This is a genomic window from Enterobacter cloacae complex sp. Mu1197, from assembly GCF_040059225.1.
Taxonomy (GTDB): domain Bacteria; phylum Pseudomonadota; class Gammaproteobacteria; order Enterobacterales; family Enterobacteriaceae; genus Enterobacter; species Enterobacter quasiroggenkampii.
The window spans coordinates 3,330,064-3,345,719 of the sequence record NZ_CP157375.1 but is presented as its reverse complement, the minus strand read 5'-3'; the positions used below and the strand labels follow the sequence as shown (position 1 = coordinate 3,345,719).

13 protein-coding genes and 1 tRNA gene are annotated in these 15,656 nt (G+C 53.1%); 12 read left to right on the top strand and 2 right to left on the bottom strand.

The features are described from left to right. Positions 1–18 precede the first annotated feature (18 nt). The 11 genes from ABFV38_RS15675 (at position 19) to ABFV38_RS15625 (ending at position 13,423) form a co-directional block, all read left to right on the top strand. On the top strand, positions 19–1,143 hold the full coding sequence (locus tag ABFV38_RS15675; protein ID WP_348957540.1) for a T6SS immunity protein Tli4 family protein: 1,125 nt from the start codon (positions 19–21) through the stop codon (positions 1,141–1,143). Positions 1,144–1,257: 114 nt separating this feature from the next. Next, positions 1,258–1,518 carry a PAAR domain-containing protein gene (locus ABFV38_RS15670; RefSeq protein ID WP_072050499.1) on the top strand — a complete coding sequence of 87 codons (261 nt, stop codon included), beginning with the start codon at positions 1,258–1,260 and terminating at the stop codon, positions 1,516–1,518. Next, positions 1,508–2,644 (top strand): hypothetical protein, encoded by a 1,137-nt coding sequence (locus ABFV38_RS15665; RefSeq protein ID WP_348957539.1) that lies wholly within the window; start codon positions 1,508–1,510, stop codon positions 2,642–2,644. Before ABFV38_RS15670 ends, ABFV38_RS15665 begins: the two co-directional genes overlap by 11 nt. Beyond that, positions 2,641–6,090, top strand: a complete 3,450-nt coding sequence (locus tag ABFV38_RS15660; RefSeq protein WP_348957538.1) for an ImcF-related family protein — start codon at positions 2,641–2,643, stop codon at positions 6,088–6,090. Before ABFV38_RS15665 ends, ABFV38_RS15660 begins: the two co-directional genes overlap by 4 nt. Beyond that, positions 6,090–7,691 carry a type VI secretion system protein TssA gene (tssA, locus tag ABFV38_RS15655; RefSeq protein WP_348957537.1) on the top strand — a complete coding sequence of 534 codons (1,602 nt, stop codon included), beginning with the start codon at positions 6,090–6,092 and terminating at the stop codon, positions 7,689–7,691. Before ABFV38_RS15660 ends, tssA begins: the two co-directional genes overlap by 1 nt. Before the next feature lie 42 nt (positions 7,692–7,733). Beyond that, complete coding sequence (gene tssF / locus ABFV38_RS15650) at positions 7,734–9,488, top strand: type VI secretion system baseplate subunit TssF (RefSeq protein ID WP_348957536.1); 1,755 nt, start codon at positions 7,734–7,736, stop codon at positions 9,486–9,488. Then, entirely contained in the window at positions 9,452–10,537 is a 1,086-nt protein-coding gene (gene tssG, locus ABFV38_RS15645) for a type VI secretion system baseplate subunit TssG (RefSeq protein ID WP_348957535.1), read from the top strand. Before tssF ends, tssG begins: the two co-directional genes overlap by 37 nt. Continuing rightward, the gene (tssJ, locus tag ABFV38_RS15640; protein ID WP_045908753.1) at positions 10,515–11,060 is read left to right on the top strand and encodes a type VI secretion system lipoprotein TssJ; all 546 of its coding nucleotides are present in this window, start codon (positions 10,515–10,517) and stop codon (positions 11,058–11,060) included. The genes tssG and tssJ overlap by 23 nt, the downstream gene beginning before the upstream one ends. Further along, on the top strand, positions 11,060–11,515 hold the full coding sequence (gene tssE / locus ABFV38_RS15635) for a type VI secretion system baseplate subunit TssE (protein WP_059355594.1): 456 nt from the start codon (positions 11,060–11,062) through the stop codon (positions 11,513–11,515). The genes tssJ and tssE overlap by 1 nt, the downstream gene beginning before the upstream one ends. A gap of 14 nt (positions 11,516–11,529) precedes the next feature. Then, positions 11,530–12,000, top strand: a complete 471-nt coding sequence (locus ABFV38_RS15630) for a hypothetical protein (RefSeq protein WP_348957534.1) — start codon at positions 11,530–11,532, stop codon at positions 11,998–12,000. A gap of 91 nt (positions 12,001–12,091) precedes the next feature. Beyond that, positions 12,092–13,423 carry a VasL domain-containing protein gene (locus tag ABFV38_RS15625; RefSeq protein ID WP_348957533.1) on the top strand — a complete coding sequence of 444 codons (1,332 nt, stop codon included), beginning with the start codon at positions 12,092–12,094 and terminating at the stop codon, positions 13,421–13,423. 49 nt (positions 13,424–13,472) lie between these two features. On the opposite strand, the gene ABFV38_RS15620 is transcribed toward ABFV38_RS15625, so the two are convergent. Both ABFV38_RS15620 and ABFV38_RS15615 read right to left on the bottom strand, forming a co-directional pair. Beyond that, a tRNA-Arg gene (locus ABFV38_RS15620) sits at positions 13,473–13,544 on the bottom strand. Between the two features lie 75 nt (positions 13,545–13,619). Further along, complete coding sequence (locus tag ABFV38_RS15615) at positions 13,620–14,549, bottom strand: formate/nitrite transporter family protein (protein ID WP_045908749.1); 930 nt, start codon at positions 14,547–14,549, stop codon at positions 13,620–13,622. 315 nt (positions 14,550–14,864) lie between these two features. On the opposite strand from ABFV38_RS15615, the gene mlaA reads away from it, so the two are divergent. Beyond that, positions 14,865–15,617 carry a phospholipid-binding lipoprotein MlaA gene (mlaA, locus tag ABFV38_RS15610; protein WP_023336447.1) on the top strand — a complete coding sequence of 251 codons (753 nt, stop codon included), beginning with the start codon at positions 14,865–14,867 and terminating at the stop codon, positions 15,615–15,617. Positions 15,618–15,656: the final 39 nt, after the last annotated feature.

The following is a 15,656-nucleotide window of genomic DNA, read 5'->3' as shown; positions in this document are numbered from 1 at the left end:
TAACAGGGAGGCTATACAATGGATAAAATAAAACGGAAAGTCATTATTTTTGCTGTTTTGTTCGCACTGGGATTCGGGGTATATCAGTATTTTCGCCCTTACAATCCATCACCGCAGACACTGACGTCATCACAGCAGGTAACCATGAACAAAATAAACGCTGAAATGAAACCTTACTGCGTCGGGCGCTATATGCTCGACCTGCCATCATCCTTTACGGCTTATAATGACGCTGCACCGCTGGATGACAATATCTGGGCGGCGGTGATTTCCCGGCCTGAGGATATGTATAAAACCTATCTGGCGACAAAGAAAATGTACCACCCAGGTTTTGTGCAGTTAATAGCATTACGTGAAAAGGCGCTACAAAACAGTAAAACCATAGACGCACAGGATATGCCGTTTTTAAAAAAAGTCTGGCCGTTACCCACTGGTATGGATGGTGTTATTTTTGAACGGAATGAAAACGGGGGGGCCGCGGACGCAATGCGGATTCTGGAAGGATATATTTATACCAATGGTGTGGTTATCAAGTTTCAGAAGCAAACGGTCAATGATTCAGCTTCACGTTATGAAAGACAACGAAATGGCGATCCAATTCAAGATTATGTCGCAAGTGACGTCAGCCAGATGCAGTCGCTGATGGCGAGAATTAGCGGCAGGGATAATGACGTCATTCCGACGAAACCAGGTTCCTGTATCGCCCATGCGTTTATTGCCACCGACCCGGCGGCAAGGGAACGGGAAGATATCTCCGTTGGGCTTGAAAGTAAAACACTGGAACATATCAGAGTTATTCTTTCTACCGATAACTTCACCCGAGAAAAAGACACGGTGCTGGAGAGAGCAGGTGAGATAGAGAGTAACTTGTACCGTGGCCATGTGGAAAGAAAAGGGGCCTTTAGTATTAACGGACTGCAGGCCCAGGAGTTTCTGGCAACGGGTTTACAGGCATCTCAGGACGAGCCACGTTACGGCTTTGATATGTTCATCAATGAAATGACAGCCAGCTACAAGACTCCCAATTTTATTCTGACCCTGGAGAATGATTCCATGCCGCCAACCTCCTACAGCAAGGAGGAAATTATCGCCTTCTGGGACACGATCAGCCGTAGCGTACGCGTGCGCCCCGGCGCGTTTTGATTATGTATTTTCATACAGCGAAAATTAAATTTTATCGATAATAATTAAGTGGGGCGCTGTCTTGGTCGCAAACCATTATATTGTCGTAAATTAATTTTTAAAAAAGAGGAAGATATGCCTGGAATTGTTTGCCTGGGTGATGATACCACCCATGGTGGAAAGGTTATTACCGCGTCGTCGACAATGTTTATCAATGGTATTCAGGTTGCCTTGGTCGGTGATTTGGTTTCATGTCCAGAACACGGAATTAATCCGATAAAAGAAGGTGATCCCGGAGCGTCAGAAAATGGGATGAACGTTGTTGTTAATAACTGCGCCTGTTCCTGTGGATGCAGAGTCATTAGTTCTCACATCGAAAATACTATTGAGTCTTGATATTATGTGGCCTATCCCCAAAGTACCCAAAAAAAGTACAATTGCCAGCTTGTCATACAAGCGATGGGGGATTGTTCTTATTTCTATTTTAATGGTTTGTTCTGTTTTTGGTTTTTCTTTGTGGGGAACGGAGGCATATACTAAAATAGTATTTTTCCTGCTACTTCCGGCATTTTTCATATGGTTATGTATTTTTGGCGCAGCGCTAAACCGTTATGAGCAGTCAAGGAGCGCTCTTTCTGCCTGGAAAGAAGAAACTGATAGAACTAAGGCTTTATGGCAGCACTGGAGCCGACAGCAGTTGTCAGTGGTTGGTAATGTTATCTTTACTCCTGAGGAAAACGGGGCCGCGAGTTTTCTTGGACCTCTGTCTGATATTCCAGCATATCCAGATAAAGTCAGGTCGTTGTCACATTCCTGGGGCTCCCTTCGTGTTTTGTCTGATATGATCGACAAACAGCTTGAGCAACAGTATCCTGGTTATCGGAAATTTTTGCATACTATTTATGTATTGCAACCCTCTGGTTGGGACAAAAAGAACGTATGCCAGATTATTCTGTCTCAATGGGATCTGCTTCCTGAAGTAAATTGTTCCGTTGAGTGTATTGGAAAATTCCACGATAACGTTAATTTTGATGGTTTGATATTAGTTCTTAGTTTCCAATGCTGGTTGGCAGGTGTATCGAAACAATCCAGCGAAATGGTCTCTGCCCAGCTTTTATCATCCTCAACTTTTTCCAGACAACATGCTGTACCGGTACTTGCCGGATTAGGCCGTGTTATGCCTGTGGATAATGAGAATATTGAAAAAGATTTAGATATGCTTTTTGAATACAATCGAATTGACAAGCGTGATTTACGCCATGTCTGGCTTTCTGGTATTCCTGCTGATATTAATTCAAAACTGATTCAGTATGCCGATCGATGTCAGTGGAAACTTCCAGAGAAACATCCTTTTAATTTGATTGATTTTTCTTTTGGTCCCCCTGGTGAAATGGTATTCCCTGTTTCACTCGCATTGTTGGTTGACGCGGCTCAAAAGACTGAAGCTAACCAATTATTAATTATTCAGGCATCACCTCAGTCCAGACTGCTTTGTTTGATTACTCGGAAACTTTACTTATGACCCAAGAAAAGGAATTACAGTCAGCACGTTATGGATTTTGGGGCTATCTTGTTTTAATTGTTGGCCTTGCGGGTATAACTGCGTTTTTACTATTTATTAATCAAGATGCCTTGCTTAAATATGGACTGACATATCGCCAAATTTGGTCGGTGTGGGGTGGTGTATTTGGTTTTTTATTCTTAGGCACTATTTGCTCTCCTTTTTATTGGCGCTGGAAGCAAAGAAAAAAACAGCTCATTTATTTACCACCGGAACCCTCAAGTGCTGAAACTAAAACAACTCCAGATGTGAGCACAACCATCAGAGATTATACCGATTTAAAACAGCATCTTAATCTTCGTTATGGCGTCCTTTGGCGACGCAAAGTCCACCTGCTGCTCGTCACTGGCAATGAAGCCGCTATAGAGCAATTGGTACCTGGCCTGCAGGAAAGCCAGTGGCTTGAAGGCAACCGCACCGTGCTGATTTACGGCGGGAGCCTGGCATTAGAGCCTGGCCGGGAGAAATATACCGCGTTGCGTAAACTGCGTCGCGGTCGTCCTCTGGACGGAATAATTCGCGTCGTACCGCAGTCGCTTAATCTCACCCCTCAGATTAGCGACAACGATTTACGCGGGGTGGAAAAAATCAGCGAATTGCTCCGTTATTCCGCGCCGGTCTGGCTATGGCAACTGTGTGACAGCAAATGGTCGCAGGCAAAACGTACTGAACAGGCGGTAGGAGCCCGTTTCCCGCAGCGTGCCAAAGCTGAGGATATTACCCGTCAGCTTGAGCTGATGCTGCCTGCATTGCGGATACAGGGGGTGAGTCAGGTCGCTGAGAACAACGGCCACGATTTCCTGCTGCGTCTGGGCCAGTACCTCAAAGACGGCGGTATCGCCCGCTGGACTCAACAACTGGTGCCATGGTTGGCTGCCTCTCAGCAGCGTGTTCCGTTGCGTGGTCTGATGTTCAGCCTGCCGGAAAGTTACCCTGTTCATACTACAGAGGGGACAGCCGAACCTGAGAAATATATCCCCGAATCACAACGCCATGCCTTCGCCCTGCCCGTAACCTGGCAGGGCATTGTGGATGACTGCATCCGTGTGCGTGGCCGCCGTGTCGGTATGGCCTGGGAACAGACGCTGGCCTGGACACTGATGACTATCATCGGTATCTGGGGAGCGGGAATACTGCTGTCGTTCGCGATCAACCGCATGCAGATAGTCTCTGTTGCCGAGCAGGCGCATGCGCTGGTGGAGCATTCTTCCGTATCGGATTACCAGCTCACGGCTCTGCATACCCTACGTAATGACGCCGGCCGCCTGCAGCACCGTATTCAGGAAGGAGCGCCCTGGTACCAGCGCTTCGGTCTGGACCATAACCAGCAGCTGCTCGATGCGTTGCTGCCCTGGTACGGCGTGGCAAACAACCGCCTGATACGCGACCCGGCGAATCAGGCGCTGACACAAAAACTCAGCGCATTGGCAAACTCTGCCCCCAACAGCGACCAGCGTGCACAGCTGGCGAAGCCAGGTTATGACCAGCTTAAAGCCTGGCTGATGATGGCCCGTCCGGATAAAGTCGACGGCGCGTTTTATGCGCAGACCCTGAAAACCGTGCAGCCGACACGAATGGGTATTTCTACCGGTCTGTGGCAAAGCCTGGCGCCGGATTTGTGGGCCTTCTACATCACCGAACTGCCTAAGCAGCCACAGTGGAAAATCACACCGGATGCGCAGCTGGTCAGCCAGAGTCGCCAGTTGCTGCTGCAGCAAATTGGGCGTCGTAACGCTGAAAGCACACTGTATGAAAATATGCTCAAGTCAGTGCGTCGTAACTTCGCCGATGTCTCCCTGGAGGACATGACCAGCGGTACCGATGCGCGTCGACTTTTTACTACCGAGGAGGTCGTGCCGGGCATGTTTACCCGCCAGGCCTGGGAAGGTGGCATTCAGCAGGCTATCGAAAAGGCTGCAAATTCCCGCCGGGATGAAATTGACTGGGTGCTGAGTGATTCCCGTAAAGCCGTATCGGCGGATCTGTCGCCGGAAGCGCTCAAAGCACGCCTGACAGAGCGTTATTTCATTGACTTTGCCGGCAGCTGGTTGAATTTCCTCAACAGTCTGCACTGGAACCCGGCAAACAATATTGCGGACGTTACCGACCAGTTGACGCTGATGAGCGATGTCCGCCAGTCGCCACTGATTGCCCTGATGAATACCCTTGCCTGGCAGGGACAGACAGGCCAGCAAAGCGAAGGTCTTTCGGACTCCCTCATCAAATCGGCTAAAGATCTCGTCGGTGGAAAAGATAAACCTGCCATTGATCAGTCTGCGTCAGGGCCGCAGGGGCCGCTGGACGATACCTTTGGCCCGCTGCTACAGCTTCTGGGTAAAAACAAAGGTGGTAACGTCATGTCGGCGGACAACTCCCTGAGTCTGCAGACGTATCTGACCCGTATCACCCGCGTGCGTCTGCGACTGCAGCAGGTGGCCAGCGCTTCTGACCCGCAGGCAATGATGCAGACCCTGGCGCAGACCGTATTCCAGGGCAAAAGCGTGGACCTCACCGACACTCAGCAATACGGCAGCCTGATTTCGGCAAGTCTTGGCGAGGAGTGGAGCGGATTTGGCAGCACAATGTTTGTGCAGCCGCTGACCCAGGCCTGGGAGACCGTGCTTCAGCCGTCGGCAGCCAGTCTGAATGACAAATGGAGCCGTTCGGTTGTCGCGAACTGGCAAACTGCCTTTGACGGTCGTTTCCCGTTTGCTGCCAGCAAAAGCGATGCCTCTTTACCGATGCTGGCTGAATTTGTGCGTAAGGACAGTGGACGGATAGAGCGCTTCTTGTCGACAGAGCTCAACGGTGTGTTGCACAAAGAGGGTAGCCAGTGGGTACCGGATAAGGTCAACAGCCAGGGACTGAACTTTAACCCGGCCTTCCTGCGGGCCATTAACCAGCTGAGCCAGCTGTCAGACATCCTGTTCACCGATGGCAGTCAGGGCATCAGCTTTGAGCTGCAGGCGCGTCCTGTGCCACAGGTGGTGGAGACGCAGCTAACCATTGATGGACAAAAGCTGCACTACTTCAACCAGATGGCCGACTGGCAAAGCTTCCGCTGGCCGGGAGAGACTTACAAGTCGGGAACGATGCTGACATGGACCACGGTCAACGCCGGTGCGCGTCTGTTCGGGGATTACAGCGGGACATGGGGCTTTATCCGCTGGCTGGACTTGAGCAAGCGTCAGCAGCTGGATCGCAGCCAGTGGATGATGAGCTTTACCGCACCGGATGGTCGCACCCTGCAGTGGGTGCTGCGTTCACAACTCGGAAAAGGCCCGCTGGCGCTGTTGGATCTGCGTGGTTTCACGCTGCCGGATCACATATTCAGTGTCGACAGCGCGGCCACCGCTCAGGCGCTGATGGCTAATACGGAAAACAATGACATGGAGGGCGTCGAATAATGAGCACATTGCAGAATTTGGTTACCGCCTGTCAGGCTGACGATGCTCAGCTGCGTGAACAGGCGCAGACGCGCACGGATAACTGGCAGCCCTGGCTTGCTCCGGTAAGCGTAGCCAGTCCGACAGGGGAAGACCCGGGATATGATGATGATTTTCAGCGTATCCGCGAAGAGGTTAATAAGCTCTCTGGGATTGATACCGAACTGATATGCACGCTTGCTGAAAAGTTACTGACCACCACAGCCAAAGACATCCGTATTGCGACCTATTACTGCTGGGCGCGACTGCACCAGGATGGCGAAGCCGGCTTTGCCGAAGGGCTTGAACTGCTTGCCGGATTATTGCAGCGCTACGGCATGCAGCTTCACCCGCAGCGGGACCGAAGCCGCAAGGCTGCACTGGAATGGCTCGCCGGTAGCCGTGTCCTGGACAGTCTGTCACTGTTCCCGGAGGTCATCCGCGAGGGTGCACAGCGTACAGCCGGAGCCTTGCTGCTCATCAGTACCCGTCTGGAGACAGAGCCGGAAGCATCGCGGCCAGAGCTGAATGCCCTGTACAGCGGGCTGGAGTCTCGCCTGATGAAGGCAGGTGGTGTGGATGCCGTGGTACCGCAGAACGCAGGGAATAAGGCGCAGTCACAGCCCTTTACGCATGCGACCGAGTCAGATGCGCCGGTTCTGAACCGCATCACCTCCGGTCAGGATTTGCTGGCCCAGGCCCGTACCCTGACGGGATATCTGCGCGAGCAGCCTGATGGCTGGCTAGCCGCACACCGGCTGATGAAAAGCCTGCGCCATGACACGCTGAGAGCGATCCCTGCACCGGATGCCGAAGGGAAAACACGTATCGAACCACCGCGGGCTGACCAGCGGGCCATGCTTAAACGGTTGTACCTGCAACAGAGCTGGCTGGAGATACTGGAGCAGGCGGACAGCACCTTCTCGCGTGGTGCTAATCACCTCTGGCTGGATTTGCAGTGGTATATCCACCAGGCTCTGGTGAAATTGGGGCACGATGTGCTGGCCGATATCATCATCGCCGATCTGAAAGGGCTGCTGAGCCGTCTCACAGGACTTGAAACGCTGGCCTTTAATGACGGAACGCCGTTTGCCGATGAGGTCACGCTCAACTGGATAAATCAGAGCGTGCTGGGCGATTTGTCCAACTGGCGGGATGAGCCGGTCAATGCTGCTGGTGAGACAGATAACGATATCCTGCTCCTCGAGCCGGAAGCGCTGGATAAAGCGGACACTGACGGTCTGGATGCCACACTTCACTGGCTCCAGACCCGTCCTGGTTGCGACTCTACAAAAGACAAATGGCTGCTGCGCCTGCTGATGGCCCGCATAGCCGAGCAAAAGGGTAAAAATGAGCTGGCCCTGCATCTGCTGGGTGAGCTCGATAGCGCCGCACGGTCAATCACCCTCACGCAGTGGACTCCGGCCCTGTTATTTGAAGTGAAATCCCGTCGCCTCAGACTGCTACGCATGAAAGCTACACGCAGTGAAACCGATAAATCACGTCTTCAGCCTGAGATGGACCAGCTTCTTGCCGGTCTGATTGCGCTCGACCCGGCAAGTAGTGCGGTGCTTTGCGGATAAAAACGCCTGGCTACCTTTAACATTCCTATATTCAGGTTTTTTATGGACGACTTAACCCTGCGTTACTACGACGCTGAAATGCGCTATCTACTGGAAGCCGGCGAAGAGTTTGCCCGTGCTCACCCCGAGCAGGCAGCAATGCTCAACCTTGATAAAGCCGGAGCGCGCGACCCGTATGTTGAACGCCTGTTCGAGGGCTTTGCCTTCCTGATGGGGCGCTTGCGTGAAAAGCTCGATGACGACCTGCCTGAACTGACCGAAGGGCTGGTCAGCCTGCTGTGGCCGCATTATCTGCGCACCATACCGTCGATGTCGGTGGTGGAGTTCACCCCTGACTGGCGCGAGATGAAAGAGCAGATGCGCATCGCCAAAGGTTTCGAAGTGAACTCGCGGCCGATCGGCGAGAAGGCCACGCGTTGTCGGTACACCACAACCAAAGAGATCGAGCTCCTGCCGTTGTCGCTGGAGCAAGCCCGCCTGTCGACTGACCCTGACGGGCGTTCGGTTATCAGCCTGCGCTTTAACTGCAGCCATCTTGCCGACTGGAGTCGTATCGATCTCAGCCAGATCCCGCTCTACTTCAACGCGGATGCACCGCTGGCCTGCGCAATGCATGAAGCCTTTACCATGAATACAGCTCGCCTCTGGCTGCGAATGCCGGGCGACATGGACAGAAGACCGCTCGACGGGTATTTCACCGCGCTGGGCTTTGGCGATGATGACGTCCTGTGGCCGAAGGGAAGCAGCAGCTTTAGCGGCTATCAACTGCTGCTGGAGTACTTCACCTTTCGTGAAAAATTCATGTTCACGGGGCTGCGTGGGCTGGAGACCGTGGCCTTTCCGGCTGAGCTCCCATGGTTTGAAATCGACGTGGTGCTGGTAGAACGCTGGGAGCATGATTTCAGCTTTACCGAAAAGCATCTGCGCCTGAACTGTGTGCCGGTGATTAACCTGTTCCCGCTGGAATCCGATCCGCTGACGCTCAATTCCCTGCAGACCGAATACATGCTGCGCCCGATGCGCGTGCAGGATGGCCACACCGAGATATATGCGGTGGATTCGGTGATGTCATCGAGCCAGCATACCTACGTGCCATTTTCAAGCTTCCGCCACAAGGGCGGAATGATGCGCCATGAAGCCCCGGAATATTACTACCACACCCGCGTGCGCCGTGGCCCGTCGGGGTTGCATAACACCTGGCTTATCCTCGGCGGGGAAGCGTTTGATAACCACACGGTGCCGGAGGATGAAAGCCTGTCGCTGACGCTAACCGGCACCAATGGCCAACTACCTCGCAGAGCGTTGCAAAGTACCGTGCTCGATACAGTGATGAAAACCACTTCAGCCAGTATCGCCGTGCGCAACCTGTGTGCGCCGACGCTGCCTTGTTATCCCCCGGCACAGGATCGCTTTCACTGGCGTGTGCTGAGCCATCTCGGCAGCGGCTTCCTGTCGATGATGGACAATGCCGACGTGCTGCGCGGCACGCTGGCGCTGTACGAGTGGACTGACAGCGAGATGAACCGTCGTCGTCTGGAGGCGATTATCGATGTGAAGCACAGTGAAACGGAACGCTTTGAGCAGGGATATCTGGTGCGCGGGGTGCAGATTGAGGTGACGCTTGAGAGCAACGGCTTTGCCGGGCGCGGCGATATCTGTCTGTTCGGCGAGATGCTGAGCCGCTTCTTTGCACTGTACACCGATATCTATCTGTTTAACCGCCTGATTATTATTCTGCAACCGACCGGAGAGCGCCTGGAATGGGAAGAGAAGCACAACCGCCGCATTCCCGGCTGACCCCGCGGCTGGAGGCCGATCTTCACCGCATCAACTTTTATCGTTTATGCCAGCTACTGGAGAAGCGCCATCCGGACAGGCCGCTGATGGGCTCTACCAGCCATCCGGCGGATGACCCGGTACGCTTTGCGCCGCACCCTGGAATGGGGTTCCCGGCCAGTGAACTGAAGGCTGTCGAGTATGACGAGGATGATGACAGCAGGCCACCGCTTATCCGCACGACCTTTATGGGGATGTACGGTGTTGATTCGCCTCTACCGACCGCCTATCTCGATGACATTTCCCAGCGCCGGGAGGGACATGAGGCGCTGCAGGGGTTCCTGGATATTTTCAGTCATCGCATCCTGACGCAGTTTTACCGCGTCTGGCGTAAATACTCGTATCCGGCCACGTTTGAGCCCGGAGGGACCGACAGCATTTCGCAGTCGTTATTGGGTCTGGTTGGTCTGGGAATACCGGGCACTGCGAATCATATAGCCACGCCAGTGTCCCGCTTTCTGGCACTACTGGGTGTGCTGCAGCAGCCGGGCAAAACTCAGGAAGGGATGCAGGCACTGGTGCGCCTGCTGGCCCCCGATACGACGGTGCAGGTGAGTCCGTATTGTCTCCGGTCTGTAGAGATTGACAGGCCGCTGGGTTTTTACGGTGACGAAGAGTTTCTGCTTGATGGCAATACGCCTCTGGGTGACGAAGCGATGGATGCCGGCAGCCAACTGCTGGTTGCTCTCGCAACGGACAACGAACAGGAAGCGCAGGGCTGGAAACCGGATGGCCAGTTGTACCTGGATTTTCTGGTAATGCTACGGGTATATCTGGGCTGGCGGTTTAAAGCCAGAATTACCCTGACCACTTCCGTACGTCTGCTGGCCGTTCCACCGCTGGGAGAAAATCCTTTCTGGCTGGGGCTGAACGGCGTGCTGGGCGCTGATGATGATAGCCTTCCGGATGATATTCCTGAGACCTTTACGACAGAGCTGGGTTATTACAGTGGCCTGGAGCCTGCAAAAACACAACAAGGAAACAGACGTGTTACGTACAAGTTTAATTAAGACTACGCGTTGGCTGATGCCGCTGATAGCACTCACTCTGACGGGCTGTGGGGTAACGCAGAGCGTCACCGACGGTACCAGATCGGCGTTCAATTCTGTGTTCTATAAAAAAATTAAAATCCTGCATCTGGATTTCACCGCACGTGAGGCGCTGAACACCGACTCCCGTGAAAGTAACTCGCTGTCTCAGCCGGTGGTGATAAGGGTTTACCAGCTCAAAGACCGCAAAACCTTTGATAAGACGGTGTATCAGCAGTTGCTTCAGGATGATAGCACCATTCTGAAAGACGACATGCTGGCCATTCGTGATGTCGTGGTGAAACCGGGTGGCGATGCAAACCTTGATATGCCAATGGAAGAAAAGGCGCAGTTTGTCGCGGTGGTAGGGCTGTTCCGCCATCCGGATATGGACAACAACGCCTGGAAGCAGGTTATCAAACGCAGTGACCTGGATCCGGATAAACCACGTATCCTGGAAGCAGGTGATAACTCTCTGACGCTGCAACCGCTTAAGGACGACTGATGCCCTACGGACATAACACGCCTTCGCTGTATGAAATGTTAACGGGAAATTTTACAGGTGGCCTCAATCTCAACCAGGTCAGTGAGGAAAATCAGGTCATCCTCTCGGTACTGGATAACATGCAGCGTATCCTCAACTGTCGTGCCGGCACGCTGGCGCATCTGCCTGACTACGGCCTGCCGGATATGACCAAAATCCTGCAGGGCATGCCGGGAACGGCCCATGAACTGATGGGCACTTTGTCTGCCGTCCTGCTCAAGTATGAACCGCGTCTGAAAAAAATAACCGTTGTCCTGCTGGAACAAAACGTCCCCGGCGAACTGCGCTATGCCATTGATGCTGAACTTAAAGGGATTGGCCTGGTGCGCTACGGGACTGAATTTATGCCCGAAGGACGGGTTCTGTTAAGGCATCTCAGGCAACAGCAGTATCTCGACACCACTCTCCGTATATAAGGTCCGATAACATCATGTCTGTAAAATTACAGTTCCTGAAGAAGTTGCAGGCACGCCAACTTTCACCTGTTCCTGCCATCAGCAAGAGTCAGGCTGATATTGCAGAGTTTCGCCAGCGAATGGCCCAGCTTCAGGAGCAAATGGACGCGTGGCTGACGGATACGGGACTGAATGTGGAGCCACTGACCGTATCCGTTCCGGATCTGCTGGTGGAGGGCGGGGCATTTGAGATTTCCGGTATCGTTTTGCGCTATGACAGCCGGGCGGTCAACTTTATGCCGATCTTTCTGTATGGACAGGGCGTCGCCGGTTGTGTCGAGGTGACTTTCTGTTCCGGGGACAAGGTGATTTCTCAAGGACGCCTGTTCATGCGGGTGGGGAACGCAAATGGCTGGATCTTTACTCCCCCTGATACCTCATCCCGGTCCGGACAACGATGGGATGAAGGTGTGTTTTTCGGTCTGATTTTAGCGCTGCTGCCATAGCGATATTTCTGAGTCATTGCACTTTTAAACGCAAAATAGCCCCTCACATCAACTGACGAAATTATCCACACGGATATGCAGGCCCTCCAGGATGACCACACATATAACGTTAAAAACCGGCGGCGACCCGCGCACGCTGCCAGATTACGCTGCTCTCCGCGATGAACTCAGCAAGCTGACGCATCCTGCTCGCCCGGATGTAAACTGGCAATATGTCGAAAAACGCTGTCTCTCTCTGTTTGAACAAAACGGTGTGGAGTTGCAGACTGCGGCCTGGTACACCCTTGCCCGGACTCACCTGTCTGGATTGGCTGGCCTGAACGAAGGGCTGGCGATTCTGGAGGCCCTGATTAGCCATCAGTGGGACGTTTTCTGGCCGAAGACGTTACATACGCGTCTGGAGATCCTTACCGGCCTGAGCCAGCGACTGCAGCAGCGCATGCGTATGCTTCCACTCAACAACAGCCATCTAAGTGAGCTTTACAGTGCTGAAACGTTGCTTACCCGGCTGAGTGCGGTGCTCCAGCGTCTTGAACTGAAACACCTAAGCCAGTTCGATACGTTACGAACAATGATACGTTCGAATGCTGAACGGCTGGAAAGCAGTAATGACGCATTAGATCGGAATGCACGCATGATGCCCGGTTGCGAATTACCTCAGGAAAGGGCAGAACCGGTTGACGACGTGAAATGGGTCTATGTTGTGCAGCCGGAGAATCAGCCTGATGCAGAGGGGCTTACGACAGCGCACGGGGCGGTCAGACCATGGAAGCCTTTTGTCGCCGGGATGTGTTCTATGCTGGTGGTCAGCCTCGCCGCGGCGTGGGGAGGGGGCTTTCTGTCCAGACCCGATCCCTTAACGACTCAGGCTGTTGCCTCGCTGGCGCCGTTACCTGAAGCGCTTACACCTGCTCAGCAAGAGGCGTTAGCACAGCGAGGCACTTTACCGCCCACGTTTATTACAGAAACGCAGCAGCAGCTTGCCCGACTGGATAAGCTGCCCCCTGACTGGAATATTTCCTACAGCCTTCAGCTGTTAGCGCAACTCCAGACGGTGCGGCCAGAGGAGGCAAAGCCGCTTGCCGTGCAGTGGCAGCAAAAATTTAACGCGGCAGCGTTGCCTGCTGAGGCCATGAACAGCTGGTACCAGGGAATGATGAAGCTTCAGCAACTGAGCCTTCGGCTGAGTAGTCTGGATGAGCAAAAGGGAAAATATATCACCGTGAGTGAGCTTAAATCGGTGGTTTTTTCGACTATACAGTCATTTAACCAAACAATACCGGCTGAAGAACAACTCAGACGCCTGTCACAGCATCCCGCAGGAGGTGTGCTTCCTGAAGCTGAAAAGACCCAGCTGGAGTTGCGTCTTAAACAGCTGTCAACGCGTTACGCTCAAATAAAACGGGATTCTTCTTCGCAGTGAATTCTGCGGTGGACAGGCGAATGTGTTCAACAACGCGTGGAGGTCAAAGTGTCCCCTGCAGGAATCGAACCTGCAACTAGCCCTTAGGAGGGGCTCGTTATATCCATTTAACTAAGGGGACGAGGCGGCACGAGTATAGCCTTATTTACACTATGCGTTAAGCGCATCGCCGCCTGACTGCTCAAAGAGTCACCATTCAGGACGATTTTTTTGTCGATTTATCATCATTTTCCCGTGCCTTAAGCTCAGCTTTGCGTTTGTTCGACATGTCGTTACGGATTTGGGCATGGCTTAACAGTGCGAAGATAAACGTTCCGCCGCAGATGTTACCCGCCAGCGTCGGTAGGGCGAACGGCCAGAAAAAATCGCTCCAGTGAAGCGTACCGTTAAAGACCAGATACAGTATTTCAACGGTACCGACCACGATATGCGTGGTATCAGCCAGCGCAATCAGCCAGGTCATCAATATAATCACCACAATTTTGGCACTTCCTGCAGAAGGAAACATCCAGACCATTGTGGCGATGATCCAGCCGGAGATGATGGCATTCGAGAACATCTCCACCGGCGTGTTTTTCATCACATCCATGCCGATTTTTACAAACGCGTCCCGGGTGGGTTCATCAAAGATCGGCATGTATTCAAACGCCCAGGCCGCGATGCCTGTGCCGATGATATTACCCAGCAGGACGACGCTCCACAGACGCATCAATAAACCGAAGTTGCCGAGGGTAGGGTTTTGCATTACCGGCAGAACGGCGGTCACCGTGTTCTCGGTAAACAGCTGCTGGCGGGCCATAATGACAATCACAAAGCCGAAGGTATAGCCGAGATTCTCGAGTAAAAATCCGCCGGGTACGCCTTCCAGCTGAACATGAAATATCCCTTTGGCGAGCAGAGATGCGCCCATTGAGAGCCCAGCGGCGATAGCTGACCAGAAGAGGGCCATGGCATCGCGCTCCATCTCTTTTTCACCGTCCTGGCGGATATGCTCGTGGATGGCCATCGCGCGGGAAGGCAGGCGATCTTCATCAATTTCTATTTTCTCGCCGCGCGCTTTCTCCTCGCTTTCAATTTCAATTTCCTCATTGCTCTCGCCAATCTTTTCTTCGCCCACTTCTTTCATATCTGCTCCCGGAGGTTGATCTTTCTGTTAAGCGTAGCGGCTTTTGTCGGGATGCCTGTGGGGATGCTCTTAAATTGGCGGCAATGACAACAAAGGTGATACATCTCTTTCAAAGACATTATAAAATTGCCAGCGAAACGAATTCCAAAAGCCAGGCTATGCTGAGATCAGAGTCACGGTGGTTACTGCCCGTAATTGTGCTCATAGACATCGGTAAACGTGCTGTTACAATCGCTTGCACGTTTACAGACGGAGCGTCAACGGCTCCGTTACGGATGGCAATCAACGATAGCCATACTGAACAGGGAGATATTTATGAAACTTCGGCTGTCGGCGCTTGCGCTGGGCGCGACGATGCTTGTGGGCTGCGCCAGCTCCGGGGAGCAAACGGGACGCTCCGATCCTCTCGAAGGATTTAACCGCTCCATGTATAGCTTTAACTACAACGTGCTGGACCCGTATGTGGTTCGCCCGGTGGCAGTGGCATGGCGCGATTATGTTCCACAACCCGCGCGTAACGGGTTAAGTAACTTTACCAGCAACCTCGAAGAGCCTGCGGTAATGGTGAACTACTTCCTGCAGGGCGACCCGTATCAGGGGATGGTGCACTTTACCCGCTTCTTCCTGAACTCTATTCTGGGGATGGGCGGCTTTATTGACGTCGCTGGCATGGCGAACCCGAAACTGCAGCGTGAACAGCCGCACCGTTTTGGTAGTACGCTGGGGCATTATGGTGTCGGCTACGGCCCTTACGTTCATCTGCCGTTCTATGGCAGCTTCACCGTGCGTGATGATGGCGGTGATATGGTCGATACGCTGTATCCGGTTCTGTCGTGGCTGACCTGGCCGCTGTCGGTAGGTAAATGGACGGTGGAAGGGATTGAAACCCGTGCGCAACTGCTCGACTCTGACGGTCTGCTGCGCCAGTCTTCTGACCCGTACATTATGGTGCGTGAAGCGTACTTCCAGAATCATGACTTTATTGCCAACGGCGGTAAGCTGAAGCCGGAAGAGAATCCAAACGCGAAGGCTATCGAAAACGAACTAAAAGATATCGATTCGGAGTAAATAAAAAAGGTGAGCAATGCTCACCTTTTTTGATTCCAG